This is a genomic window from Glycomyces mayteni, from assembly GCF_042428885.1.
Classification (GTDB): Bacteria; Actinomycetota; Actinomycetes; order Mycobacteriales; family Micromonosporaceae; genus Glycomyces; species Glycomyces mayteni.
Map to the genome: position 1 here is coordinate 667,256 of NZ_JBHMBP010000002.1, position 26,273 is coordinate 693,528.

22 protein-coding genes are annotated in these 26,273 nt (G+C 71.6%); 16 read left to right on the forward strand and 6 right to left on the reverse strand.

Annotated elements, in window-relative coordinates:
* The first annotated feature begins 37 nt into the window (after positions 1-37).
* The 3 genes from rpsA (at position 38) to ACFFXY_RS09825 (ending at position 3,889) form a co-directional block, all read left to right on the forward strand.
* Entirely contained in the window at positions 38-1,537 is a 1,500-nt protein-coding gene (gene rpsA / locus ACFFXY_RS09815; protein ID WP_359949622.1) for a 30S ribosomal protein S1, read from the forward strand.
* Positions 1,538-1,611: 74 nt separating this feature from the next.
* Positions 1,612-2,802, forward strand: coding sequence for a dephospho-CoA kinase (gene coaE, locus ACFFXY_RS09820; RefSeq protein ID WP_382349088.1), 1,191 nt, complete (start codon positions 1,612-1,614; stop codon positions 2,800-2,802).
* A gap of 217 nt (positions 2,803-3,019) precedes the next feature.
* Positions 3,020-3,889: a hypothetical protein gene (locus tag ACFFXY_RS09825; protein ID WP_382349091.1), complete on the forward strand. Its 870-nt coding sequence runs from the start codon at positions 3,020-3,022 to the stop codon at positions 3,887-3,889.
* 51 nt (positions 3,890-3,940) lie between these two features.
* Here the strand turns inward: ACFFXY_RS09825 and ACFFXY_RS09830 are convergent, their stop codons facing one another.
* Positions 3,941-5,359 carry a hypothetical protein gene (locus ACFFXY_RS09830; RefSeq protein ID WP_382349094.1) on the reverse strand — a complete coding sequence of 473 codons (1,419 nt, stop codon included), beginning with the start codon at positions 5,357-5,359 and terminating at the stop codon, positions 3,941-3,943.
* Positions 5,360-5,437: 78 nt separating this feature from the next.
* Between ACFFXY_RS09830 and uvrB the strand changes: the two genes are divergently transcribed.
* Positions 5,438-7,495, forward strand: a complete 2,058-nt coding sequence (gene uvrB, locus ACFFXY_RS09835; protein WP_382349096.1) for an excinuclease ABC subunit UvrB — start codon at positions 5,438-5,440, stop codon at positions 7,493-7,495.
* A 56-nt stretch (positions 7,496-7,551) separates the two neighbouring features.
* Here the strand turns inward: uvrB and ACFFXY_RS09840 are convergent, their stop codons facing one another.
* Positions 7,552-7,842, reverse strand: coding sequence for an antibiotic biosynthesis monooxygenase family protein (locus ACFFXY_RS09840; RefSeq protein ID WP_382349099.1), 291 nt, complete (start codon positions 7,840-7,842; stop codon positions 7,552-7,554).
* Between the two features lie 302 nt (positions 7,843-8,144).
* Here ACFFXY_RS09840 and ACFFXY_RS09845 point away from each other — a divergent pair, with 302 nt between their 5' ends.
* Positions 8,145-9,158 (forward strand): TerC/Alx family metal homeostasis membrane protein, encoded by a 1,014-nt coding sequence (locus ACFFXY_RS09845; RefSeq protein WP_382349102.1) that lies wholly within the window; start codon positions 8,145-8,147, stop codon positions 9,156-9,158.
* Between the two features lie 59 nt (positions 9,159-9,217).
* Here ACFFXY_RS09845 and ACFFXY_RS09850 read toward each other — a convergent pair whose 3' ends face one another.
* The gene (locus ACFFXY_RS09850) at positions 9,218-10,117 is read right to left on the reverse strand and encodes a C40 family peptidase (protein ID WP_382349105.1); all 900 of its coding nucleotides are present in this window, start codon (positions 10,115-10,117) and stop codon (positions 9,218-9,220) included.
* A gap of 259 nt (positions 10,118-10,376) precedes the next feature.
* On the opposite strand from ACFFXY_RS09850, the gene bioB reads away from it, so the two are divergent.
* Positions 10,377-11,444: a biotin synthase BioB gene (bioB, locus tag ACFFXY_RS09855; RefSeq protein ID WP_382349108.1), complete on the forward strand. Its 1,068-nt coding sequence runs from the start codon at positions 10,377-10,379 to the stop codon at positions 11,442-11,444.
* Here the strand turns inward: bioB and ACFFXY_RS09860 are convergent.
* On the reverse strand, positions 11,441-12,457 hold the full coding sequence (locus ACFFXY_RS09860) for a LacI family DNA-binding transcriptional regulator (RefSeq protein WP_382349111.1): 1,017 nt from the start codon (positions 12,455-12,457) through the stop codon (positions 11,441-11,443). The genes bioB and ACFFXY_RS09860 overlap by 4 nt on opposite strands.
* Before the next feature lie 270 nt (positions 12,458-12,727).
* On the opposite strand from ACFFXY_RS09860, the gene ACFFXY_RS09865 reads away from it, so the two are divergent.
* The 8 genes from ACFFXY_RS09865 to ACFFXY_RS09900 all read left to right on the forward strand — a co-directional run bounded on the left by ACFFXY_RS09865 (position 12,728) and on the right by ACFFXY_RS09900 (position 24,547).
* Entirely contained in the window at positions 12,728-15,046 is a 2,319-nt protein-coding gene (locus ACFFXY_RS09865; RefSeq protein ID WP_382349114.1) for a beta-glucosidase family protein, read from the forward strand.
* A gap of 56 nt (positions 15,047-15,102) precedes the next feature.
* Entirely contained in the window at positions 15,103-16,200 is a 1,098-nt protein-coding gene (locus ACFFXY_RS09870) for a Gfo/Idh/MocA family protein (protein WP_382349117.1), read from the forward strand.
* A 34-nt stretch (positions 16,201-16,234) separates the two neighbouring features.
* Positions 16,235-17,152 carry a DUF6807 domain-containing protein gene (locus tag ACFFXY_RS09875; protein WP_382349120.1) on the forward strand — a complete coding sequence of 306 codons (918 nt, stop codon included), beginning with the start codon at positions 16,235-16,237 and terminating at the stop codon, positions 17,150-17,152.
* The gene (locus ACFFXY_RS09880) at positions 17,149-17,868 is read left to right on the forward strand and encodes a cupin domain-containing protein (protein WP_382349122.1); all 720 of its coding nucleotides are present in this window, start codon (positions 17,149-17,151) and stop codon (positions 17,866-17,868) included. Before ACFFXY_RS09875 ends, ACFFXY_RS09880 begins: the two co-directional genes overlap by 4 nt.
* Before the next feature lie 108 nt (positions 17,869-17,976).
* A complete protein-coding gene (locus ACFFXY_RS09885; protein WP_382349124.1) occupies positions 17,977-19,836 on the forward strand; it encodes an RNB domain-containing ribonuclease in 1,860 nt (619 codons plus the stop codon).
* 62 nt (positions 19,837-19,898) lie between these two features.
* Positions 19,899-21,155: a tyrosine--tRNA ligase gene (gene tyrS, locus ACFFXY_RS09890; protein WP_382349127.1), complete on the forward strand. Its 1,257-nt coding sequence runs from the start codon at positions 19,899-19,901 to the stop codon at positions 21,153-21,155.
* A 49-nt stretch (positions 21,156-21,204) separates the two neighbouring features.
* The gene (locus ACFFXY_RS09895; RefSeq protein WP_382349129.1) at positions 21,205-23,538 is read left to right on the forward strand and encodes a hypothetical protein; all 2,334 of its coding nucleotides are present in this window, start codon (positions 21,205-21,207) and stop codon (positions 23,536-23,538) included.
* A complete protein-coding gene (locus ACFFXY_RS09900) occupies positions 23,513-24,547 on the forward strand; it encodes an HAD-IIA family hydrolase (RefSeq protein ID WP_382349132.1) in 1,035 nt (344 codons plus the stop codon). Before ACFFXY_RS09895 ends, ACFFXY_RS09900 begins: the two co-directional genes overlap by 26 nt.
* An 89-nt stretch (positions 24,548-24,636) precedes the next feature.
* On the opposite strand, the gene ACFFXY_RS09905 is transcribed toward ACFFXY_RS09900, so the two are convergent.
* Both ACFFXY_RS09905 and ACFFXY_RS09910 read right to left on the reverse strand, forming a co-directional pair.
* Positions 24,637-24,984, reverse strand: coding sequence for an SCP2 sterol-binding domain-containing protein (locus ACFFXY_RS09905; protein WP_382349135.1), 348 nt, complete (start codon positions 24,982-24,984; stop codon positions 24,637-24,639).
* A 193-nt stretch (positions 24,985-25,177) separates the two neighbouring features.
* Positions 25,178-25,516, reverse strand: a complete 339-nt coding sequence (locus ACFFXY_RS09910; RefSeq protein WP_382349138.1) for an SCP2 sterol-binding domain-containing protein — start codon at positions 25,514-25,516, stop codon at positions 25,178-25,180.
* Between the two features lie 169 nt (positions 25,517-25,685).
* Here ACFFXY_RS09910 and ACFFXY_RS09915 point away from each other — a divergent pair, with 169 nt between their 5' ends.
* Both ACFFXY_RS09915 and ACFFXY_RS09920 read left to right on the forward strand, forming a co-directional pair.
* Positions 25,686-26,060, forward strand: a complete 375-nt coding sequence (locus ACFFXY_RS09915; protein WP_382349141.1) for a hypothetical protein — start codon at positions 25,686-25,688, stop codon at positions 26,058-26,060.
* Complete coding sequence (locus tag ACFFXY_RS09920; RefSeq protein ID WP_382349143.1) at positions 26,057-26,251, forward strand: hypothetical protein; 195 nt, start codon at positions 26,057-26,059, stop codon at positions 26,249-26,251. Before ACFFXY_RS09915 ends, ACFFXY_RS09920 begins: the two co-directional genes overlap by 4 nt.
* The last annotated feature ends 22 nt before the right edge of the window (positions 26,252-26,273 follow it).

A 26,273-nucleotide genomic window follows, 5' to 3' on the forward strand; every position in this document is an offset into this window, starting at 1 on the left:
AGCCCACGAATGATACGTATCCGGAGCACCAGCCCACATGACGAGCAGCATCGAGGCCACCTCGAGCAACGCTGAGAACAGCACCACGGTCGAAGAAACGTTCTCGGACGAGGAACTCCTCGCCGCGATCGACGCGACCATCAAATACTTCAACGACGGCGATATCGTCGAAGGTACCGTCGTCAAGGTCGACCGGGATGAAGTCCTGCTCGACATCGGCTACAAGACCGAGGGCGTCATCCCCTCGCGCGAGCTGTCGATCAAGCACGACGTCGACCCTGAAGACGTCGTCTCTGTGGGCGACCACGTCGAGGCCCTCGTCCTCCAGAAGGAGGACAAGGAAGGCCGTCTGATCCTCTCGAAGAAGCGCGCTCAGTACGAGCGTGCGTGGGGAACCATCGAGAAGATCAAGGAAGAGGACGGCGTCGTCCGCGGCTCGGTCATCGAAGTGGTCAAGGGCGGTCTCATCCTCGACATCGGCCTCCGGGGCTTCCTCCCCGCGTCGCTGGTCGAGATGCGCCGCGTGCGCGACCTCCAGCCGTACGTGGGCCGCGAACTCGAAGCCAAGATCATCGAGCTCGACAAGAACCGCAACAACGTGGTCCTGTCGCGCCGCGCCTGGCTGGAGCAGACCCAGTCCGAGGTCCGCACCGAGTTCCTGCACCAGCTCGCGAAGGGCCAGGTCCGCAAGGGCACGGTCTCCTCGATCGTCAACTTCGGCGCCTTCGTCGACCTCGGCGGGGTCGACGGCCTGGTTCACGTCTCCGAGCTGTCCTGGAAGCACATCGACCACCCTTCCGAGGTCGTCGAGGTCGGTCAGCCGGTCGAGGTCGAGGTCCTGGAAGTGGACCTGGACCGCGAGCGCGTCTCCCTGTCGCTGAAGGCGACCCAGGAAGACCCGTGGCGCCAGTTCGCGCGCACCCACGCCATCGGCCAGATCGTGCCCGGCAAGGTCACCAAGCTCGTCCCGTTCGGCGCGTTCGTCCGCGTCGAGGACGGCATCGAGGGCCTCGTGCACATCTCCGAGCTGGCCGAGCGCCACGTGGAGGTGCCCGAGCAGGTCGTCAAGGTCGGCTCCGACGCCATGGTCAAGGTCATCGACATCGACCTGGACCGCCGCCGGATCTCGCTCTCGCTCAAGCAGGCCAACGAGGCCTACGTCGAGAACGAGGAGCAGTTCGACCCGACGCTGTACGGCATGGCCGCGCAGTACGACGACCAGGGCAACTACATCTACCCGGAGGGCTTCGACTCGGAGACCGGCGAGTGGATGGAGGGCTTCGACGAGGCCCGCGAGGAGTGGGAGCGGCAGTACGCCGAGGCCCGCACCCGCTGGGAGGAGCACGGCAAGCAGATCGCCGAGCGCGTCATCACCGAGGCTCCGGCCAAGCCCGCCGAGGGCGAAGCCGCCCCGAAGGGTGACAAGGGCGCCAAGAAGGCCACTTCCGAGAAGAAGTCGGCCCCCGCGGAGCCCCAGGGCACGCTGGCCACCGACGAGGCGCTCGCGGCTCTCCGCGAGAAGCTCGCCGGCAACTAGCAGCTGTCACTCTTTCAACTGACAGACCACTGCCCGTCCCAGGCCGTTCGCCTGGGGCGGGTAGTGTTTTATCTGTGCTTAAAGTCGCATTGACCGGTGGCATCGGAGCCGGTAAGAGCACGGTCGCGAAGCAGCTCGCAGAGCTCGGGGCGAGCGTCATCGACGCCGACGCCCTCTCCCGCGAAGTCGTCGCCCCCGACACGGAGGGCCTCGCCGCGGTGGTCTCACGCTTCGGCCCCGAGGTCCTGACCCCGGAGGGCGCGCTCGACCGCGCGAAACTCGCCCAGATCGTCTTCCAGTCCGCGCCCGCGCGGGCCGAACTCGAAGCGATCGTCCACCCGCGCGTCCGCGCCCGGGCCCGCGAGATCACCGAATCCCTGCCCGACGACGCCATCGTCGTCCAAGACATCCCGCTCCTGGCCGAGACCGGCCAGGCGCCCGGCTTCCACCTCAACATCGACGTGGAAGCGCCGCGAGAGCTCCGGCTCGAACGGCTCGCCGCGCGCGGCCTCGACCGCGCCGACGCCCTCCGAAGGATCGACGCCCAGGCGTCGGACGCCGACCGCCGCGAGGTCTGCGACGTCGTCCTCAACAACGGCGACGACGTCCACGAGCTCGAACGGCGCGTGGCCCTGCTGTGGGACGAGCGCATCAAGCCGTTCGCGGAGAACCTGCGCCACGGCCACGCCGAGCGCCGGCCCGAGAAGCTCCAGTTCGTGGAGTCGGACCCGGCCTGGTACCGCCGCTTCGAGCACCTGGCCGCGCGGCTGCGCCGCGTCATGGGCCCCAGCGCCGTCCGCATCGACCACGTCGGCTCGACCGCCGTCGCGGGACTGCCCGCGAAGGACGTCATCGACATCCAGGTGACCGTCGTGTCCCTGCACGTCGTGGACGCCTTCGCCGACGCGCTCGGCGACGCCGGGTTCTACGGCGCGGTCGCGTTCGACTCGCCCAAGCCCGAGTTCCCGGACATCGCCATGTGGGAGAAGCGCTTCTACGGCTACGCCGACCCCGGGAACGTGTCCCACATCCACTTCAGGTCGATCGACACGCCCGGCCAGCGGTTCGCGCTGCTGTTCCGCGACTGGCTCCGCGCCGACCCGCAGGCCCGCGCCGACTACGCGCAGGCCAAGGGCGTGCTCGCGGCCAAGGCCGACTCGGCCACCGGCTACGCCGAGGCCAAGGAGCCCTGGTTCGACCGCGAGGGCTGGCCCCGCGCCAACCGCTGGGCCGAGGAGCACGGCTGGCACGCGCCGCTCTGCTGATCGTCCAAACACGACAAATCCGGGCCCGCGGTTCCACCGCGGGCCCGCTCGCGTATGCGCACGCGGCCGCCGATGCTGATACGATGACGAGTCGCGTTCGACTCGGATTCGATTCCGTCCGACGACGTCGATCACCAATCGGTGCGCATTCGGTCGCTCAGCGTCCCAGGTGCCACCGGCATCCGCTTGTACGAGCAACGAAAGTCACTTCGGGACAATGCTGACACCCTTCCCGCTCACGGTCTTCGGCACGACCTTGCTCATCGCGACTCTGACAGTCCACATAGTTCTCGCAATCCGCACGAGGCGGCGCATACCGCCGCTCGACGCGCTCCTGCGGCGCCACGCCCGCCCAGACTGCGGGCACGTCGACACCCAGATCCGGGACCCGAAGGACGTGCAGCGCGAAGCGCGCAGCGCCGTCCGCGACCCGCACCGCCCCGCCGAGGACCGGGCCCGCGCGGTCCACGACCTCGCCCACGGCCGCGCCGCCACCGACACCACCCGGTGGACCCTCCGCAACACCGTCCAGGACCGCTACCTCGACGAGGACCACCGCTTCGCCATGCTCACGGCCTACTGCCGCTGCGACCCCGAGGCCGCCCTCGAAGCGCTCGACCTGTTCGCCCGCGACGGCTCGAACAACGCGTTCAGGAGACTCGAAGCGGCCCAGTGGATCACCGACCGGTCCGTGCGCCGCCGCGCCGTCCTCGCCATCGCGACCGCCGCCGAGGTGGACGCCGAGTGCCGCCTCAAGGCCGCCACCGCGCTCAAGCCGCTCGCCCCGCGCGACGCCGAGACGGCCTTCCAGGTCATCGCCACCGACGCGGCCGTCGGCTTCGGCGTCCGCATCCTCGCCGCGAACGAGTGGGCCCTCATGGACCGCGAGGCCGCCGTCGAGGCCCTGTGGCGGATCGTCCTCGCCACCACGACCCCCTGGTACTGGCGGATCGTCGCCGCCGCGAAGCTCGTCATGCTCCGCGTGCGCGCCGCCTACGACCTGCTGTGCGAGTGGATCGAGAACCCCGAGCTGCCCGCCGACGCGCGCGTTCAGCTCTCCTCGACCCTCAAGCGGCTCGACGACTGAGGCGCGGCAACGGGCCCGGCCGCTCGGCCGGGCCCGTTGCCGCCTTGCGGCTCAGCCGATCTGGTCCTCGACCCCCCACGGGACCGCGACCATCGGGTAGTCCTCGTACGCCACGGCCGCGCTTGCGACGCCGTAGTACGTCATCATCTCCACCTCGGTCAGGCGGTCGTCGGCCACGTGGTACCGGTACGCCGACCGGCCGGGCTCCGCTTCCGCGTCCCCGTTGACCGGGAACTCGACCACGTACACCGGCTCGTCCTCGGTGCCGTCGGTGCGCAGCAGCCTGGCCTCCTCGGCCATCTCCGCCTCGTCGTCGGGCTCCTCTGCGGCCATCTCCAGCAGCCGGTACACCAGCGACTCGACCGGTCCGAAGCTGTCGGCGACGTCCTCGTCCGACAGCTTGTGGACCTCCCAGCCCTCCGTCGGCGGCGTGTCCGGCAGTTCGCCGTCCTCGACCGCGAGCGTCGCGAACCCGCCCGGGCGCGCCAGCATGAGCCGCTGCCCGCTCGCGTCCTCCAGATGCAGGTACGCCGTCATCGTGCGCCAGTCGACCGACCCGAACCCGGTCGCGACCTGCCCGTCGGCCACCGGCACCGACAGCTCGACCTCGGAGGACTGCTCCCAGTTCTCGTACCGGACCTCGCTGACCGCCTCGGCCAGGTCCTCGTCCACCGCCGCGGGCGCGATCGCCGGGCCGCCCAGCAGGTCGATCGGGTCGAGCCCGGCCGCGTCGAACTCGACGTCGCGCAGGAAGTCCACCGCCGACAGGCTCTCGGCGCCCGTGTTCACCTGGAACCGGCGCAGCACGCCCTCGCCGTCGATCGAGTACAGCGCCTCCGGGGCCGCCGCGGCGGTCTCGCCCGCCGCCGGTTCACCGGTCTCGACCATGATGGGCGCCCGGAACGAGTCCACGGGCTCGCCGTCGATGATCCCCTCTTCGCGCCACGTCGCCTCCTCGGACAGCTCGGCCGGGTCGTCGGCGTCCGCCGCCGTCAGCGTGAACAGCGAGGACACCAGGATGTCGAGGGTCGTCTCCAGCTGCGAGCCGGCGCCCGAGAGCATCGCCCGGGTCGTCCAGCCGTCCTGCGGCACCGCGGCCGCGGTGAACGCGGCCTCGTCGTCGGCCCGCGAGGCCATCAGCCCCGGCACGGCCTGCACCAGCGTGTACGCGCCGTCGGCGGCCGGGACGCGCGCGTACACCATCGGGACCTGCCAGTCCATGTACCCGTCGACGGTGAGCGTCTCGCCGTCGACCGGCAGGCTCATCCGCAGCGCGACGGGCTCGGCTTCGTGGTTCTTCTGGCGCATCGAGGCCAGCAGCGCGGCCTCGTCCTCGCTGACCGGGCGCTCGGCCTGCGAGTTGCCCGGACTGCACGAGACGGCGAACCAGCCGGCGATGGCGACCGCCGTGATGATGGCGACGACCCACAGCAGGGCCGACTTGAACGGAATCGAGGTAGTGGAGCTCACGCAGGGACCAACGATCCAGTGCCCGAAAAGTCACCGGCGGGAGCGAGGAGTGTCGGACCCCGGGGTTACCGTTGGGCCGTGGCTTTCGATATTCCGCGCGCCGACGGGCGCTTCGAGGTGGTCAGCGAGTACCGGCCCTCCGGCGACCAGCCGACCGCGATCGCGCAGCTCACCGACAGGGTCAGCAGCGGCGAGCGCGACACCGTGCTGCTCGGCGCCACCGGCACCGGCAAGTCCGCCACGTCCGCGTGGCTGATCGAGCGGCTCCAGCGGCCGGCCCTGGTGATGGTCCACAACAAGACCCTCGCCGCGCAGCTGGCGAAGGAGCTCCGCGAGCTCCTGCCGAACAACGCCGTCGAGTACTACGTCTCCTACTACGACTACTACCAGCCCGAGGCGTACGTCGCCCAGACCGACACCTACATCGAGAAGGACGCCTCGATCAACGAGGAGGTCGAGCGGCTGCGCCACCGCGCTACGTACTCGCTGCTCACCCGCCGCGACGTCGTCGTGGTCGCCACGGTCTCGGCCATCTACGGCCTCGCCACGCCCGCCGAGTACCTCGAACAGGCCACCGAGGTCGCCGTCGGCCAGGAGTGGGAACGCGACAAGCTGCTGCGCCGCCTGGTGGACGTCCAGTACGCCCGCAACGACATCGCCTTCACCCGCGGCACCTTCCGGGTCCGCGGCGACACGATCGAGATCATCCCGGCCTACGAGGAGCTGGCGATCCGCATCGAGATGTTTGGCGACGAGATCGACCGGCTGTACTACCTGCACCCGATCACCGGCGAGGCGGTCCGCGAGGTCGACCGGGTCCTCATCTTCCCCGGCTCGCACTACGCCACCGGCGACGCCCGGCTCAAGCGCGCCATCGGCGACATCGAGGTCGAGCTCGAAGAGCGCCTCGCGGAGCTGGAGTCCCAGGGGAAGCTCCTGGAGGCCCAGCGGCTGCGGATGCGCACCGTGTTCGACCTGGAGAACATGAAGCAGACCGGCACCTGCAACGGCATCGAGAACTACTCGCGGCACATCGACGGCCGCGCCGCGGGCACGCCGCCGCACACGCTCCTGGACTACTTCCCCTCGGACTTCGTCACGATCGTGGACGAGTCGCACCAGACCGTCCCGCAGATCGGCGCGATGAGCGAGGGCGACGCGTCCCGCAAGCGCAACCTGGTCGAGCACGGCTTCCGCCTCCCCAGCGCGCAGGACAACCGGCCGCTGCGATTCGACGAGTTCCGCGAGCGCGTCGGCCAGTCGGTGTACCTGTCGGCCACGCCCGGCAAGTGGGAGATGGAGCAGACCAAGGGCGAGTTCGTGGAGCAGGTCATCCGGCCCACGGGCCTGGTCGACCCGCACGTGGAGGTGCGGCCCACGAAGGGCCAGATCGACGACCTCATGTTCGAGATCCGCGAGCGCGCGAAGAAGGACGAGCGGGTCCTGGTGACCACCCTCACCAAGAAGATGGCCGAGGACCTCACCGACTACTTCCTCGACAACGGCATCCGCGTCCGGTACCTGCACTCGGAGGTCGAGACGCTGCGCCGCATCGAGCTGCTGGGGGAGCTGCGCCGCGGCGACTACGACGTGCTCGTCGGCATCAACCTCCTCCGGGAGGGCCTCGACCTGCCGGAGGTGTCGCTCGTGGCGATCCTCGACGCCGACAAGGAGGGCTTCCTGCGCTCTGCGACCTCGCTGATCCAGACGATCGGGCGCGCGGCCCGCAACGTCTCGGGCACGGTCCTGATGTACGCGGACAACCTCACCGACTCGATGAAGGCCGCGCTCGACGAGACCGACCGGCGCCGCGAGAAGCAGGTGGCCTACAACCTGGAGCACGGGATCGACCCGCAGCCGCTGCGCAAGCGCATCGGCGATATCATGGAGGACCTGTACGACTCCGCGGCCGAGACCGCCAAGCTCGTGGCGGACGAGCGGCCGGTCCGCGGGAAGAAGGCCGACACGAAGGGCGCGGGCAAGGTCCGCTCCGAAATCGTGCAGCAGATCGACGAGCGGAACGAGCAGATGCTCACGGCCGCAAGGGAACTGCGCTTCGAGTTGGCGGCGGCCTACCGCGACGAGATCGCCGACCTCAAGCGGGAGCTGCGGGAGATCGACGCGGCCGGGGCCTGACGCGACGCGGGCCCGCGGGGAATGCGCGGGCCCGAGGCGGTGTTGTGCAGAGGGTGCTAGTCGATGTCGACGGCATGCTCGACGAACGGCGGCTCGGCGAAGAACGGGCCGATCGCCTCGCGCCACTTCGGGAACCGGTCGGTCTCGCGGAAGCCCTGCTCGTGGGCCTCGACGGAGTCCCACTCGATGAGGAGCACGAAGCGGCCCGGGTTCTCCACGCCCTGCGTCATCCGCATGGAGCGGAGGCCGGGGGAGACCTTGACGAACTCGCGGGCGGCGCGGTACGCCTCCTTGAAGGCGTCCTCCTGCCCCGGGGTGATCTTGATTTCAGCGACTTCCAGAACCATGCGCGGAGCGTCCCACAAGGTTCGGCGATCGTCGCAGGTCAGGCGTACTGTCGAGAGAGAAGTCACAAATCCGACTGATGACAAGTCGGGTTTCGGCAGGCAGAATAAGCGTGTCTGTTCAAAATCAGGTATGTGGGGAGTATCCCGCAGCGCCAGCGCTGTTAGCGTCGTCGTCAATGCACGGGTCCGCGATCGGTCCCCGGTGACGCTGGTCCCAGAGGGATCGGGAGAGACCATGTGACCCTCCAAAGACCAAGGAAGGCAACACATTGGAACTCCCGGCCTGGGCATGGGCGCTGACCATGGCAGGACTGGCGTCGGTGGTCGTGTTCGACCTCGTGATGGCGGTCCGCAACCCCCACAAACTCTCCACGAAGGAATCGGCCACTTGGGCCGGCGTCTACGTCAGCGCCGCTTTGCTCTTCGGCGCCCTCATCTTCTTCACGCAGGGCGCGGCTTACGGCGGGCAGTTCTACGCGGGCTATCTCACCGAGCTGGCCCTCTCGGTGGACAACCTCTTCGTCTTCCTCCTGATCATCCAGGCGTTCCGCGTCCCCGACAAGCTCCAGTCGCGGGTGCTGCTGGTCGGCATCGTGCTCTCGATCATCCTGCGCGGCGGGTTCATCGCCGTCGGCTCGGTGCTCATCGAGAAGTTCAGCTGGGTCTTCCTCATCTTCGGCGCGATCCTCATCTGGACGGCGTGGGGCCAGCTCAAGGGCGACGACGACCACGACGAGGGCGTGGCGCAGAACCGCTTCATGCGGTTCGCGGAGTCGCGCATGCGCGTGGCCCCCGACTACGACGGCGGCCGCCTGACCACCCGCATCGACGGCGTCAAGTTCGTGACCCCGCTGCTGCTGGCGATGCTCGCGATCGGCTCCACGGACATCCTGTTCGCGCTCGACTCGATCCCGGCGATCTTCGGCCTGACGCAGGAGCCGTACCTGGTCTTCACCGCGACGATCTTCGCGCTCATGGGCCTGCGGCAGCTGTACTTCCTGCTGGCGGCGCTGCTCAAGTCGCTGCGGTACCTCTCGCTGGGCCTGGCCGCGATCCTCGGCTGGATCGGCGTCAAGCTCATCCTGCACGGCCTGCACGAGAACCAGCTCCCGTTCATCAACGGCGGCGAGCACCTCGACGCGATCCCCGAGATCCCGACCGCGCTGTCGCTGGGCGTCATCGCGGGCGTCCTCATCGCGGTCATCGCGACGAACGGCATCCTCCTGCGCCGCGAGGGCAGGACCTGGAAGGAGCTGTTCGAGGAGGCCGAGCGCGAGCAGCACGTCCCGGCCACCGCGGGCGCCGAGAAGGTCTGACGCGCAAGACGGACGAACGGCCCGCCTCCCGAAGGAGGCGGGCCGTTCTCGTCGTTCTGCTAGGCCCTGACGGGCAGCCTGCGGCACGCGGCGATGCGCGCGAGCTCGGCGTCCTTGAGGGGCTCGGCGACGACCTTGCCGTAGACCGGCGAGGAGAAGATCACCTCGGGCAGGTCCGACTGGCTGCGCTCGGCCATGATCGCCGGGGTCTTCGGGTCCCCGCCGTGGTCGAGGAAGACCAGGTCGCCGGGGTGCAGGTCCTCGAACGCGACGGCCTCGCCCGCCTCGATGAGGGCCTCGCCGAAGCGGGGCACGTCGATTCCGAGCTGGCGGTAGACGATCCACACCAGGCCGGGGGCGTCGATGCCGTAGGCGCTGATGCCGCCGTGCAGGTAGGGGATCTCCAGGAGCTGCTGCGCGAGCTTGACGGCGTCCAGGCCCGCGGCGACCATGGCGGTCGAGGGCGCGGACAGGTCCGCGGCGGGCTCGGGCGTGAGGTCGCGCTGGGGGACCCAGCCGGGCTGGCGCGGCCCGGGGAGGGCCACGGGGACCCAGCCGCGGTAGGCCTCGCCGACGACGCGCAGGCGCGTCCCGAGGGTCACGCCGGGCATCGACACGTCGCCCCCGGGCTCGTCGCGCACGGCGGTCGCGGTGGCGCTCACGAGGTACTCGGTGCCGCCGCCGCCCCCGTCGGCCGGGTGCGCGAGCTGGTCGAGGGGGACCCAGCCCGAGGTCTCCTGCGAGGGGCAGGTGACCTTCGCCCAGCCGTCGGCTATCTGCTCGACGTCGACGCGGGTGCCCAGGAGGCACTGGGTCCGCACGCGTCCTTTGAGGCCGTTGGCGCGGATGTCGTTGGTGAGCCTGGCGACCCATTCGCGGATGGCGGACGGCACGCCCAGCGCGAGCCGGTCCTCGGGCCCGGCGGCGGAGGGCTGGGCCCAGAGGGTCGCGACTGCCACGGCGATCAACGCCGGTTGTCCAGGTGCGATCGGCAAGATTGGTTCTCTCCGGATGGTTCGGGCGGTTCACAAGTCGAGACGCGAGCAAGGGGGATCTCCACCAGCCCGCCGCGTCCTTCGCAGCACCGACCACCCACTGTAGCAAGTGTAGGCGGATCGCGACGCTCCGGCCCGAGCGTGATGTCGCGAGGGCATACCGCCTGATACCACCCGCACCATCGGAAAATCGCCTCCCCGCGGCTGTGGGAGGATCGTGCCCATGACCGGACTCCACGACGCCCTCGACCGCCTCGCCACCGCCGCCGAACTCGACCGCGCCCCCGACGCGGCGGACCTGGAGGCCGTCCTCGCGAGCGGCGACGCCGAGCTGATGGACGTGGTCGCCGCCGCGGCCCGGCTCCGCTTCCGCCACTTCGGGAACACGGTCAAGCTGAACTACCTCGTCAACCTCAAGAGCGGCCTGTGCCCCGAGGACTGCAACTACTGCTCGCAGCGGCTGGGCTCCAAGGCCGACGTCCTCAAGTACACGTGGCTCAGCCCCGAGCAGGCGGCAGACGCGGCCGCCGCGGGGGTCGCGGGCGGGGCCTCGCGGGTGTGCCTGGTGGCGAGCGGGCGCGGCCCGACCGACATGGACGTGGAGCGGGTCGGCAAGACCATCGCCGCGGTCAAGAACGCGGCCCCGGGGGTCGAGGTGTGCGCGTGCCTGGGCCTGCTCAAGGACGGCCAGGCCGAGCGCCTCGCCGACCTCGGCGCCGACGCGTACAACCACAACCTGAACACCTCCGAGGACACGTACGCGGAGATCTGCTCGACGCACACGTTCGCCGACCGCGTCGACACCGTCAACGCCGCCCACGGCGCGGGCCTGTCGCCGTGCTCGGGCCTCATCGCAGGGATGGGGGAGTCGGACGCCGACCTCGTCTCGGTCGCCCTCGGCCTGCGGGAGCTGGACGTGGACTCGATCCCGGTGAACTTCCTGCTGCCCTTCGACGGCACGCCCATGGAGGCGACCTGGGACCTGGACCCGCGCCGGTGCCTGCGCATCCTCGCGATGGTCCGCCTGGCGAACCCCGCCGCGGAGGTCCGCCTCGCGGCCGGGCGCGAGGTCCACCTGCGCGCGCACCAGGCCACCGCGCTCCAGATCGTCAACTCGATCTTCCTGGGGGACTACCTCACCAGCGAGGGCCAGGCCGCCAAGGACGACCTCGCCCTCATCGCCGACGCGGGCCTCGTCCCGCTCGGCCTGGAGACCGCCCCAGAAGCGGTCCGCGAGGCCGTGAAGCCCCGCAGGCGCGGCGCGGGCACCGAGGTCGCCCCGAACGCCTAGAGCGCGGCGGTCGACTCGCGGACGACGAGCTCGGTGGCGAGTTCGAGCCTGGGGGAGTCGATCTCGTTGCCCGCGGCCATCTCCAGGACGGTGCGGGCCGCGAGGGCGCCCATCTCGGCGAGGGGCTGGCGGATCGTGGTCAGGGGCGGGGAGGTCCAGCGGGACTCGGGGAGGTCGTCGAAGCCGACGACGCTGACGTGCTCGGGGATGCGCAGGCCCGCCTGGCGGATCGCCTCGTACGCGCCGAAGGCCATCTGGTCGGAGGAGGCGAAGATCGCCGTCGGGCGGGGGTCCAGGCGCAGGAGCCCGTTCGCGGCGTCGAAGCCGGACTGGTGGGAGAAGTCCCCGTCGAAGACCAGGGACGGGTCGAACTCGATGCCCGCGGCCTCCAGGGCGGCGCGGTAGCCGTCGAAGCGGGCGCGCGAGCACAGGACCTGCTTGGGGCCGTGGATGAACCCGATCCGGCGGTGGCCCAGGGAGATCAGGTGCTCGGTGGCGGCCAGGCCGCCCGCCCAGTTGGTGGCGCCGATCGCGGGGGCGTCCATGGTGGGCCCGCCCGAGGGGTCCAGGACCACCATGGGGACGCCGAGGTGGCGCAGCTGCTCCAGGATCGGGGACGCGAGCTGCGAGACCACCAGGATGACGCCGTCGGAGGCGCGGGTGCGGAGGTTGTCCATCCACTGCTCGGTGGAGGCGCGGCGGCGGTGCACCGCGGAGACGACCGTGCCGACCCCCGAGGCGTGCGCGGCGTCCTCGACGCCGCGGATGATCTCCACGGCCCAGGGGCTGTCCAGCTCGTTGAAGACCAGGTCGACCAGGCGCGCGCGGCTGGGCGTGCGGGTCGAGCGGCGGCGCTGGTACCCGCGCTCGTTCAGCAGCTCCTCGACGCGTCGGCGGGTCTCGGGGGCGACGTCGGAGCGGCCGTTGATGACACGTGACACCGTCGGCACGCTGACGCCGGCCTCGTCGGCGATGGCGCGGATGGTGATCCGCCCGTGTTCGGCTTCGCTCAAGGGGTCTCCTCCAGGTCCAGTGCGCAATGGTTCGCTGCACATCCTATAGCGCGGCTACGCGGCTCCCGGAGCGCGCCCGAAAGTTTCGGCGAAAAGACCTGAAACAAGGGCCTGGGCAAACGCATCCAAGCGTCAGATTGACGCTAGAACTGAGGCTTCATCAATGTTATGGTGTGCGAACCTGTATCGAAAACGATCAGAAAAGTTTCAGAAACTATCGGTCCGGAACCAGCCGCCACGGCGCGCGCTGGGCCGTTTGAGTGGAGCAGCATGGACACCGACACCCCCGCGGAGACGGCCGAACGAGCCGCCGGGCTGGTCAAGCGGATGACCCTCGAAGAGAAGTGCGCGCAGCTGTCGAGCCTGTGGCACGGCGTCGAGGCCGACGCGGGGGACATGGCCCCCCACCAGAGCGAGCAGACCGGCGGCGCCGTCGCCGCCGACGACCCCCTCGCCAACGGGCTCGGCCAGATCACCCGGCCCTTCGGGTCCGCCCGCCTCGACCCCGCCGAGGGCGTCGACCGCCTCGCCGGGATCCAGCGCCGCGTCCGCGAGACCAGCCGCTTCGGCATCGCCGCCGTCGCGCACGACGAATGCCTCGCCGGGTTCATGGCCTACGGCGCCACGATCTTCCCCACCGCCCTCGCCTGGGGCGCGACCTTCGACCCCGCGCTCGTCCACGCCGTCGCCCGGCAGATCGGCGACACCATGCGCTCGGCCGGCATCCACCAGGGACTCGCCCCCGTCCTCGACGTCGTCGCCGACTCCCGCTGGGGCCGCACCGAGGAGACCATCGGCGAGGACCCGTACCTCACCGGCGTCCTCGGCACCGCGTACGTCACCGGCCTCCAGGACGCCGGGCTCGTCGCCACCGTCAAGCACTTCGCCGGGTACTCCGCCTCCCACGCCGCCCGCAACTTCGGCCCGGTCTACCTGGGCCCCAGGCAGTTCACCGAGACCTACCTGACGCCCTTCGAGATGGCCGTGCGGCTCGGCCGCGCCAAGTCCGTCATGCCCTCCTACGCCGCCAACGACGGCGTCCCCTCGCACGCGAACGTCCGCCTCCTCACCGGCATCCTCCGCGAGGAGTGGGGCTTCGAGGGCACGATCGTCGCCGACTACTTCGGCGTCAACTTCCTCAACTCCCTGCACGGCATCGCCGGCGACCGCTCCGCCGCCGCCGCCGCGGCCCTCGGCGCGGGCGTCGACGTCGAACTCCCCGGCGTCGACTGCTTCGGCGAGCCCCTGCGCAACGCCGTCGCCGAAGGGCTCGTCGAGGAGAAGACCCTCGACCGCGCCGTCGAGCGCGTCCTCGCGCAGAAGATCGAACTCGGCCTGCTCGACGAGCTGCCCGCGCCCTCCGGGGCCGTCGACTTCGACCCGCCCCAGGCCCGCGCGCTGGCCGCCGAGGTCGCCCGCAAGTCCGTGGTGCTCCTGTCCAACGACGGGACGCTGCCGCTGGCCGCGGCCCCCGCGCGCGTGGCGCTCGTCGGCCCCGTCGCCGACGACCGGGCCGCGTTCCTGGGCTGCTACTCCTTCCCCAACCACCACATGCGGTACGACATCGAGGGCGGCGAGCCGTACCCGGACGTCGACACCGGCGTGGCGATCGCGACGCTCGCCGACCGGCTCGCGGCCGACCTGCGCGGCGCCGTGATCGAGCACGTCGCCGGGGGCTGGGTCCGGGAGTCCACGGACGCCGAGATCGCCGCCGCCGCGAACGCCGCCGCCGCCGCGGACCTGGCGATCGTGGCCGTCGGCGACCGCTCCAGCCTGTTCGGGCGCGGCACCTCCGGCGAGGGCTGCGACGCCCCCGACCACGCCCTGCCCGGCCGCCAGGGCGAGCTGCTCGAAGCGGTCCTCGACTCCGGCACGCCCACGGTCGTCGTGGTCGTCTCGGGCCGCCCGTACGCGCTCGGCACCGCCCCCGAGCGGGCCGCCGCGATCCTCCAGGCGTTCCTCCCCGGCGAGGAGGGCGCCGCCGCGATCTCCGGCATCCTCACGGGCGCATCGGAGCCCGAGGGCCGCCTGCCCGTCGGCGTCCCGGCCCGGCGCGACTCGCCGCCCGCGACCTACCTGGGCCCGCAGCTCGCCCGCCGCTCCGAGGTGTCCTCGGTGGATCCGACCGCGCGGTACTCCTTCGGCCACGGCCTGACCTACACCGAGTTCGCTTGGGACGAGCCGGAGCTGCTCTCCGGCGCCGAGGTCGCGCCCGACGGCGTCATCGAGGTGGCCGTGCGCGTCGCCAACACCGGGGAGCGCCGCGGCACCGAGGTCGTGCAGCTCTACCTCCACGACCCCGTCGCGTCCACCGTGCGCCCCGTGCAGCGCCTCGTGGGCTTCGCCCGCCTGGAGCTGGCCCCCGGGGAGGCCGCGCGGGCGCGCTTCGCCGTCCCCGCCGACCTCGCCGCGCTCATCGGCCTCGACGGCCAGTGGACCGTGGAGGCCGGGGACCTCGAACTGCGCCTGGGGCGCTCGGCCGCCGACACCGCCGCGGCCCTCGCCGTCCGGGTGACCGGCGAGCGGCGCATCGAGCCGGGGACCAGGGCTTTGGAGACCCAGGTCACTGTCGAAACGGCTGTCGGCTAGTATTGTCGTCAGCGCTGGAAAACGTTTACCGAATCTCCGTGCCAAAGGAGTCCCCTGTGTCCTCCACCTACCGCCTCGCCGTCGTCGGCACCGGCGGGATCGCCAACCTGCACGCCGAAGAGCTGCGGAAGCACGTCCCCGACCGCATCGAGCTGGTGGCCGCGGTCGACCCCGACACCGCCCGCCTCGACGCGTTCAAGGACAAGTTCGGCCTCGACCGCGGCTACGCCTCCATCGAGGAGCTGCTCGCGAACGAGGAGCTCGACCTCGTCGACCTGTGCACCCCGCCCGTGGCCCACGGCCCCGGCGCCATCGCCGCCCTCGAAGCGGGCGTCGGCGTCGTCTGCGAGAAGCCCCCGGCCCTGAGCCTGGAGGAGTTCGACCGGATCGCCGCGGCCGCGGCCGCCTCCAGCGCCGACTTCGCCGTGATCTCCCAGCACCGCTTCGGCTCGGCGGCCGAGCGCGTCCGCAACATGATGGCCTCCGGCGTCCTCGGGCGCCTCGCCGTCGCCAAGTGCGACACCCTCTGGTTCCGGCCCGAGGAGTACTTCGCCGTCGAATGGCGCGGGCGCTGGGAGACCGAGGGCGGCGGCCCCACCATGGGCCACGGCATCCACCAGATCGACACGCTGCTGTCGATCGTCGGGCCCTGGTCCGAGGTGGTCGCCACCGCGCACCGGCACCGCCGCAGGACCAACACCGAGGACGTCTCGCACGCGATCGTCACCCTCGAATCCGGCGCGTCCGTGGTCATCACCAACTCGCTGCTGTCCCCCCGCGAGGTCTCCCAGATCCGCCTCGACTTCGACACCGCCACCGTCGAGCTCGACCACCTCTACGGGTACGGCGACGACAACTGGTCGGTCCACCCGATCGACTCGGCCGCCGACGAGGTCAACCAGGCCTGGGCCGGGGAGCCGCGCGGCCAGTCCTCCGGCCACGGCGCCCAGTTCAAGCGCATCGCCGACGCCCTCGACGGCAGGGCCGCCCCGCCGGTCCCCGTCGCCGAGGCCCGCCGCACGCTCGAACTGCTCGCCGCGATCTACGCCTCCGCGTTCACCGGCAAGCGCGTCCGAGCCGGCGACATCGACCCGACCTCCCCCTTCTACCAGCGGATGGACGGTTCGGGCACCCCCTGGGCCGACCTCAAGTGACGACGAACTGACGAACCACAGTGGAGAGACACCGATGACGCTGCAACTCGACGACGACGGCACCGCCCTCTCGATCACCAAGGGCGACCTTGAGATCCTGCGCTACGTCTACCGACCCGACAACGACCAGTTCGAGTCCCCCCGGCCCTACTTCGAGCCCCTGCGCGACCTCGCCGGGCACCAGGTGAGCCTCTACCGGCCCCACGACCACGTGTGGCACAAGGGCATCGCCCTCTCGCTGCCGAACGCGGGCCCCGAGAACTTCTGGGGCGGGCGCACCTTCCGCCGCGACCTCGGCTACGTCGACGAGAAGAACGACGGCGCCATGGTCCACCGTGAGTTCACCGAGCTCACCGCCGACGCGGACGGCGTCAAGGCCGTCGAGCGCCTCGACTGGATCACCGAGGACGGCCGCCACTTCTTCTCCGAGACCCGATCCTTCGCCGTCGCCGTCCTCGCCGACGACACCTGGGTCCTCTCCTTCTCCACCGCGTTCACCAACGACACCGGCGACACCGTGGTCATGGGCAGCCCCACCACCGAGGGCCGCGAGAACGCCGGGTACGGCGGGTTCTTCTGGCGCGGGCCCCGCTCCTTCACCGAAGGGCGCGTCTACACCGCCGACGGCGAAGGCGGCGACGAGCTCATGGGCGTGCGCGGCGACTGGATGGCCTTCCGCGGCGCCCACGACTCCGTCGACGCCGCCTCCACCCTCGTCTTCACCGACCACCCGGACAACCCCGGCGCGCCCGTCAAGTGGTTCGTCCGCTCGACCCCGTTCGCCGCGGTCTGCCCCGCGCCGTTCTTCGACACCGAGCTGCCGATGGCCCCCGGCGACACCGTGACCCTCCGCCACGCCGTCGCGATCGTCAACGGCGACACCGGAGTCGACGGCGCCGCCAAGACCGCCGGAATCGCCGCCGCCGAACTCGCGAAACTGGTCGGCGCATGACCGGCTTCCCCGGCGGCACCGCCGTCTCCATCGTCACCGTCTACGACTGGCCCACCATTGACGGCCAGGCCGGAGGCTCCCCGCACTTCCACACCGCCTCCACCGAGGGCTACGTCGTCACCGGCGGCGCCGGCGCGGTCGAGACCCTCTCCGGCGACGGCTACGAGCGCCGCGACCTCGCCCGCGGCACCGTCCTGTGGTTCACCCCCGGCACCGTCCACCGCCTCGTCAACGCCGGAGACCTCGAACTCGTCGTCGTCATGCAGAACGCCGGCATCCCCGAAGCCGGGGACGCCGTCTTCACCTTCCCCGACGAGATCCTGAACGACCCCGAGGCCTACAACGCCGCCGCCACCGCGCCCGGCGCCCCCGGCCTCACCCACGAGCAGCGCGGCGAGGCCACCCGCACCCGCCGCGACCTCGCCGTCGAGGGCTACCTCGCCCTGCGCGAACGCGTCGAGAAGGAGGGCCCCGACGCGATGAAGCCCGTGTGGGAGCAGGCCGCCCGCATCGTCGCCGACCGCACCGGCGCCTGGCGCAGGCTCTGGGCCGACGGACCCAAAGCCCAGGCCGACGCCACCGGCGCCCACCTCGACGCCCTCGCGGGCGCCGAAGCCGCCCACCTCTGCGACGCCCACGTCGCCTCCGCGGGCGACGCCGAAGGCAAGTGGGGCATGTGCGGACGCCTCGAAACCTGGGACCTCCGACCGCAGTAGACGCATGCGAGGGGCCGGGAGTTCACCATGTGAACCCCCGGCCCCACTCGTATGCGCGCACAGCGTGTCGCTGCCGCTACGATTGCGGCTGGACACGAAGGAGCGCAGTTGGCCGAGCACAACCCGGCGGAGTGCGGGATCATGATCGACGCCCCCACCACCGCCGACCGCGACGACGCGGTCTGGATCGAACCCCTCGGGGACGGCACCGACACCGGCTTCGACGCCTGGATCCACATCGCCCGCGCCGCCGACCACGTGCCCACCGGCGGCCCCGCCGACACCGAGGCCCGCCGCCGCGTCCACACCCGCTACCGCGCCGACCACACCAGGCACATGCTCCCCGCCCCCGTCGTCGAAGCCGCCTCCCTCACCCCCGACAGGCCCTGCGACACCTTCGCCGTCCACCTGCGCATCGACCCCGCCGGACGCGTCCTCGACGCCGAACTCGGCCCCGGCCGCCTCACCCGCTCCTGGACCATGACCCACGCCGAGGCCGCCACCGCCTCCGGCGACCCCGCCCACCCCCTCCACGCCACCCTCGCGCTCGCGCTCCGCTTCGCCCAGACCATGCTCGCCGCGCGCCGCAACGCCGGAGCCCTCGCCTTCTACGACCTCCTCGCCGGCTTCGCCACCAACGAAGAGGGCCAGATCGTCCGCCTCGACAGCGCCGAGCGCAACTCCGGCTACATCATCGTGCAGGAGTTCATGATCGCCGCCAACGCGCAGATCGCCGCCTGGGCCGTCCGCGAAGACCTCCCCATCCTCTTCCGCAACCACCGCCTCGCCGCCGTCGCCGGCGACCCCGCCGAACTCCGCGGCGAACTCGACGACATCGCCGCCTCAGGCGACGGCGCCGCCTTCGAGATGCTCCGCTCCCGCATGAAGATGGTCTCCCGCGCCGCCACCTACGGCCCCACCGTCCACGGCCACCACGGCCTCCAGCTCCCCGTCTACACCCACGCCACCAGCCCCATCCGCCGCTACCCCGACCTCGTCACCCAGCGCATCCTCCTCGCCGCCGCCCTCGGCCGCCCCGGCCCCTACAGCCCCGAGGAGCTCGCCGCCACCGCCGACCACGTCAACGAGCACCTCGACGCCGAACGCCGCGCCAAAGCCGAGTTCTTCAAGCAGCGCGCCCAGGCCGAGACCGCCCGCCAGATGGAGGCCGCCGACTTCGCGTCCCTGCCCTACAAGCAGTTCGCCCGCGTCCTCCAGTTCGCCGTCGAACGCGGCGAGGCCCCCGCCGGACTCGCCGACGAGACCTCCCGCCGTCTCGACGCCCGCGAACTCCAGCTCCGCGAGTTCGCCTCCGTCTACCTCTACGGCGGCCCCGACTTCCTGCCCCTGCGCGAGCGCATGAACCGCCGCCTCTCCCGCGAGCCCCAGCAGGCCCAGTCCGTGCTCAACGTCTACCTCCAGGACCGCCTCGGCGGCCCCGTCAGCAACGAGACCGACGTCCGCTGGACCGTCGAGGCCGAACCCGCCTACGAAGGCCCCCTCTTCAGCGCCCAAGTCGCCCTCGTCTTCGACGACACCCGCACCGAGTCGCCCAAACGCTTGCAGCGCAACAAGAAGGATGCCCGCAACCAGGCAGCGCTCGCGCTGGCCGCTCAGCTCGCGGGCCTGCCCGACCTCTCCGCCGACGTCGCCGCGAAGCCGCGCGCCGAAGTGCCGCGCAAGCTCCTCGTGGACGCCGCCGTCAACCCCGCCGAGGCCGTGCAGATCTACGCCGCCCGCGGGGTCCTCGACGGCCTCGCGTGGGACTTCGAGGTCGACGGGCCGTCCCACGAACGGGTGTTCACGTGCCGCGGCGAGGGCCTGCTGCGCGCCACCGGCGAGCGGGTCGCCGCCGAGGGCCGGGGCCCGACGAAGCAGGCCGCGAAGACCGCCGCGTCCGCCGAGCTGCGGATGGCCGTCGAGGCGGGGATCGCGCTCGGCGAGACCGGGACGCGCAGCCCGGCGTAGGCCGCACCACGCGCCCGCACGCACCGGGAAAAGCGTTTCGGCCGCTAGGGCACAATGAACGCGTGCATATTCTCGACGATTTCGCATGGCGCGGCCTCATCCAGGACTCCACCGGCACCGATGCTCTCCGCGAGCACATCGACGCGGGCCGGGTGACGTTCTACATCGGGTTCGACCCGACCGCCGCGAGCCTGCACGTCGGCCACCTCATGCAGGTGCTCACCGCCCGCCGCCTCCAGCGGGCCGGGCTGCGCCCGCTCATCCTCGTCGGCGGCGCGACCGGCCAGATCGGCGACCCCCGCGAGGTCGGCGAGCGCACCCTGAACCCGCCGGAGGTCGTCGCCGGGTGGGTCGAGAAGCTGCGGGCCCAGCTCTCGCCGTTCGTCACCTACGACGGCGAGAACGGCGCGGTCCCGGTGAACAACCTCGACTGGACCAGCGAGATGGGCGTCGTGGACTTCCTGCGCGACGTCGGCAAGCACTTCCCGATCTCGAAGATGCTCGCCCGCGACGTGGTCAAGTCCCGCCTGGAGGCCGGGATCTCGTTCACCGAGTTCTCCTACCAGCTCCTCCAGTCCCACGACTACTTCGAGCTCAACCGCCGCCACGACTGCACCCTCCAGTTCGGAGGCTCCGACCAGTGGGGCAACATCACCGCGGGCGTCGACTACATCCGCCGCCGCTCCGGCGAGCACGTGCACGCCTTCGTGACCCCCCTCGTCACCAAGGCCGACGGCACGAAGTTCGGCAAGAGCGAGGGCGGCGCGGTCTGGCTCGACGCCGAGATGACCAGCCCGTACGCGTTCTACCAGTTCTGGCTCAACTCCGGGGACGCCGACGTCGTGGGCTACCTCAAGTACTTCTCGTTCAAGTCCCACGAGGAGATCGCCGAGCTGGAGGCCGCGACCGCCGAGAGGCCCGCCGCGCGCCTCGCGCAGAAGGCCCTCGCCGAGGAGCTGACCACGCTCCTGCACGGCGCCGAGGAGACCCAGAACGTCGTCGCCGCCTCGCAGGCCCTGTTCGGCCGCGGCGAGCTGGCCGAGCTGCCGGAGGCGACGCTGCGCGCCGCGCTCGTGGAGGCCGGCCTCGCCGAGCTCCAGAAGCCCGACGCCACCGTCGCCGAGGCGATGAAGGAGGCCGGCGTCGTGGCGAGCCTGGGCGAGGCGCGCCGCGCGGCCAAGGAGGGCGGGGCGTACCTGAACAACGTCCGGGTAACCGATGCCGAGGCCGTTATCGACCGCTCTGACCTGCTTCACGGCAGGTACGGAGTGATCCGGCGGGGTAAGAAGACCGTCGCCGGGGTCGAACTCGTCGGCTGAGTCCTACACTTGATTGGTTTTGTCGCGGTGAACAGAGGGGGAGACACAAGTGGCTGAAGACGGCCGCGCCCGCAAGGGTGGAGAAGACCGACGAGGCGGCTACGGCCGTCGCGAGGGCGGCGGCTACGGCGACCGTTCGGGCCGGGGCGGTTCCGACCGCCGCGACGACCGCGGCGGGAACCGGGGCGGCTACGGCCGCAGTGAAGGCCGCGACGACCGCCCGCGGCGCTACGAGGACCGGGACGACCGCCCGCGCCGCGACGGCGACGACCGCGGCGGCTACAACCGTGACGACCGCGGCCCGCGCCGCGACGGCGACAACCGCGGCGGCGGCTACAACCGCGACGACCGCGGTGGACGCGGCTTCAACCGCGACGACCGCGGGGGCAGCCGCGGCGGCTACGGCAACCGCGACGACCGGGGAGGCAACCGCGGGTTCAACCGCGACGACCGTCCCCGCCGCGACGGCGACGACCGCGGCGGACGCGGCTTCAACCGCGACGACCGGGGCGGCAGCCGCGGTGGCTTCAACCGCGACGACCGCGGCGGGAACCGGGGCGGGTTCAACCGCGACGACCGGGGCCCGCGCCGCTACGACGACGACCGGCCCCGCCGGTTCGAGAACCGCGACGACCGCGGCGGCCAGCGCGGCGGCTTCAACCGTGACGACCGCGGCCCGCGCCGCGACGGCGACAACCGCGGCGGCGGCTACAACCGCGACGACCGCGGTGGCCGCGGCTTCAACCGTGACGACCGGGGCGGCAGCCGCGGTGGCTTCAACCGCGACGACCGCGGGGGCAACCGCGGCGGGTTCAACCGCGACGACCGCGGTCCCCGTCGCTTCGAGGGCAACCGGGACGACCGGGGCCCGCGCCGCGATGACGACCGCGGCGGCCGCGGCTTCAACCGCGACGACCGCGGACCGCGCCGGTACGAGGGCAACCGCGACGACCGCGGCCCCCGCACGTTCGACCGGGACGACCGTCCGCGTCGCTTCGACCGCGACGACCGCGGCCCGCGCCGCGACGGCGACAACCGCGGCGGCGGCTACAACCGCGACGACCGCGGCGGCCGCAGCTTCAACCGCGACGACCGCGGACCCCGCCGTTTCGACGGCGACCGCGGCGGCAACCGCGGCTTCCGCGACGACCGGGGCGGCCGCGACGACCGGGGCGGCAGCCGCGGCGGCTACGGCAACCGCGACGACCGCGGCCCGCGCCGCTACGACGACCGGGACCGGGACGACCGCTTCGGCCGCGACGGCAAGGAGCGCCGGGGCCGCGACGCCCTGCGTCCCCTGGAGGAGCGCGAGGCCGGTCACGAGGGCCCGATCCGCATGGGCGAGTCCGACGAGGCCCCGAACCTGCCCGAGGGCGTCGAGTACGGCTTCGACCAGCTCGACAAGGAGACCCGCGAGGGCCTCCGCAGCCTGAACAAGCAGCTCGCCGAGGCCGTGGGCAACCGGCTCCTCGCCGCCGCCGCGCTCCTCGCCGAGGACGACGTGGAAGGCGCCTTGGAGCAGGCCCGCTACGCCCGCCGCAAGGCGTCGCGCGTGGCGATCGTGCGCGAGGTGACCGGTGTGGCCGCGTACGGCGCCGAGGAGTGGCAGCTCGCCGTCAACGAGCTGCGCGCCGCGCAGCGCCTGGGCGGCACCCACGACCACGTCGCGCTCATCGCGGACTGCGAGCGCGCCCTCGGGCACCCCGAGCGCGCGATCGACCTGTACCGCGAGTTCGGCAGCGACGAGAGCGTCGACCCGGAGGTCCGGGTCGAGCTGCTGATCGTCGCCTCCGGCGCCCGCCGCGACATGGGCATGGGCGAGGCCGCGACCGCGATGCTCAAGGTCGGGGCGCTCAACTCGCCGAAGGCCGAGCCGTGGCTCGCCCGCCTGCGCTACGCGTACGCCGAGGGCCTCCTGGCCGACGGCCGCGAGGACGAGGCCCGCGAGTGGCTGTCCAAGGCCGTCGCCGCCGACGAGGAGGGCGAGACCGGCGCCGCCGAGCGCCTCCTCCAGCTGGAGGGCATCGACTTCGAGGAGCTCGAAGACGATGACGACGATGAGGACGACGACGAGTTCGAAGACGACGACCTCGAAGACGACGAAGAGGACTTCGGCGACGAGGACGATGACGACGACCTCGACGACGATGACTACGAAGACGACGACGAGGACGACCGCGGCGACGTCGAGCACGACGACGAGGACGACCGCGGCGAGGAAGACGGCGACCTCGACGAAGCCGACGAGGACGACGACGAGGACGACGACGAGGACGACGAGACCGAGGCCCCGCGCGCAGCGCAGGAGCCGTCCGGTCCGGCGGCCGAGAAGGCGAACCCCGACGCTGAGGAGTCCGATGACCCGACTGAAAGGCGCCCCTGAGGCACTGGCCGGCGCCTATGACCTGGCGCTGCTCGACCTCGACGGGGTCGTGTACCTGCTGCACGAGCCGATCCCGGAAGCGGCCGCGACCCTCGCGGCCCTTCCGGGCCTCGACTGCGACCCGGTGTTCGTCACGAACAACGCGTCGCGCAGCCCCGAGACGGTGGCGGAGTCCCTGCGCGGCATGGACATCCCCGCCGAGGCCGCCCAGGTGCTCACCTCCGCTCAGGTGGTGGCCTCGGGCATCCTCGACCGGATCGGCAAGGGCGGCAAAGTCCTCGTGACCGGCTCGCATGCGCTGCGCGACGCGGTGACCGGCGCCGGGCTCGTCCCGGTCGACGACCCGAAGGCCGCCGCGGCGGTGGCCTTCGGGTACACGCCGCAGACCTCGTGGCGTTCGCTCGCGGACACCACGATCGCGGTCCGCGGCGGCGCCTACTGGGCCGTGGCGAACCTCGACGCGACTCTGCCCACACCGGACGGTCCGCTGCCCGGCATGGGCGCGCTCGTGGGCGCGGTGGCGACCGCGCTCGGGCACGGCCCCGACTTCACGGCGGGCAAGCCCGAGCAGCCGATCTACCGGATCGCCATGGCGCGCAAGCCGGGCGGCCGGGCGATCATGGTCGGCGACCGGCCCGACTCCGACATCGCGGGCGCCAACCGCGCGGGCATCGACTCGCTCCTGGTCTTCACGGGCGTGGCCTCGCCGCGCCTGGCGCTGGGCCTGCCGCCCGAGGAGCGGCCGACGTACCTCGGCTGGAGCCTCGCGGCGCTGACCGAGGCGCACCCGGAGCCGGACTGGAACGAGGCCGTGGACCGCATCGGGTGCGGCGGCTGGACCGCCGAGCTCGACGGCCCCGACATCCGCCTCAGCGGGCAGGGGGACGAGCTGGACGGCTGGCGCGCGCTGTGCGAGTTGAGCTGGGCCGCAGCGGACATGAACGGGTACGACCCGTCGCGTCCGCCCGTCCCGGTCGGCCCGGCCGCGGAGAAGCTCCTGGCGTCCTGACCGGACCCGTTCCAAGGCAAGCGAAAAGCCCGGACTGCCGCGGTCCGGGCTTCGTCGTCTTCAGAGGCGGCAGCGGGGGCCTCCGGGTCTTAGTCGACCTTGAGGGCCTTGCGCAGCTTCGCGAGGTCCTTCACGGACGCCTTGACCTTGATCTTGCCGGTCAGGAACGCCTTGGCGGGCTTGAGCTCCTTCTTCGACAGGGCGATCAGGTCGTCGGAGCCGATGATGATGCGGACCTCGGCGTCGGCGGCGTCGCCGTCGAGCAGGTCGGTCAGCTTGCCGCCCGAGAGCTTGGCGCTGAACGCCTGGCCCAGGTCGGAGACTTCGACGGCCAGCGTGCGTTCGAAGTCGTCTTCAAGGTTGAGCTCGTCGGATTTCCTGGCGACCTTGCCCGCCAGCTTCTCCAACACGTTGCGGACTTCGTCAACAGTGGCCATGCGGTCCTCCCGAGAATGCGGTGAAGCTCGACCCGCTCGTCTGCGTGGTCGGCTGCGCAGAGATTACAACGTGGCCTGAATGCTGTTGCGTCCGACCGGGAGGCATTTGACCGTCCGGGGGCCGCAGGGGGCGGGGCGGGCCTCACGGCCCGCGCCCGCGCACCCTACGCCGCATGTGCGAGGCCAAGCGGCCCTAGAGGACCTGGCGCAGCTTCATCAGGTCCATCATGGGGGCCTTGATCTTCACCTGGCCCCCGGTGAACGCCTTCATGAAGTCGAGCTCGCCCGCGACGAGCTTGAGCAGGTCGTCGGAGCCGACGATCATGCGGATCTCGGCGTCGGGGTTGTCGCCGTCGACGATGTCGACGAGCTTGCCCCCGTCGAAGCGGCCGTTGAACGAGACGGACAGGTCCTTGATGTCCGCCGCGAGGCTCCGCTGGAACCCGGTGAGCTTCTTGACCGTCTTCGGGTTGGACGCGAGGTTCTCCGCGAACTGCTCCAGAGCGGTCCGGCATTCGTCGATGGTGGCCATGTGGCCCTCCTGTTCGATCGGCGCGGGCGCGGCTGTGCGCCCCGCATGTATGTTACCGACCAGTACGACGCGTCGGTCGCGACCGGTCACCGGTAGCTTGGCAGTACCGTTGAGGGGACAGGACCCCGTCCCGGGAAAACCGGGGGACCCCGAAAGGAAGTGGGACCACATGGCCGACACCGCCCGCGCCTACTTCGACACCGTCTTCGGCATGGCCGGCGAGCCCGCCCGCCGCGCCCGCGAGTTCGCCGGCAGGGTCCGCGAGGACCTGCGCTCGGGCACCGAAGGGGTGCGCACGCGCGCCGAGCAGTTCCGCGGCCACGGCGGCCGCACCGCCCACGACCTGCGCCGCCTCATGCGCGCGGAGTTCGACGCGGGCCTCACCCGCATGGGCGTCGCCACCCAGGCCGACCTCGACGACCTCAACCTGCGCCTGGAGCACTCCGAGGGGCAGATCCGCGAACTGCGCGTCCGCCTCGCCGAGGCCGAGGCGCGGGCCGCCGCCCCCGCGCAGACGCACGGCGACGACGAAGGGGACGCATGACCGACGCACCGAACCCGGGGTCCGTCGCGGCCCGCCTCCGCAGCGACGCCGAGGACATCGAGATGGAGGTCGAGGAGGCCCTCGGCCGCCTCGAAGCGCTCCCGGACCTGCCCGTGACCGAGCACGTCGCGGTCTTCGAGGGCGTCCAGCAGCGCCTCTCGGAGATCCTCAGCAACGTGGACGACGCCTGATCCGCGCGCCTCAGCCCGCCTT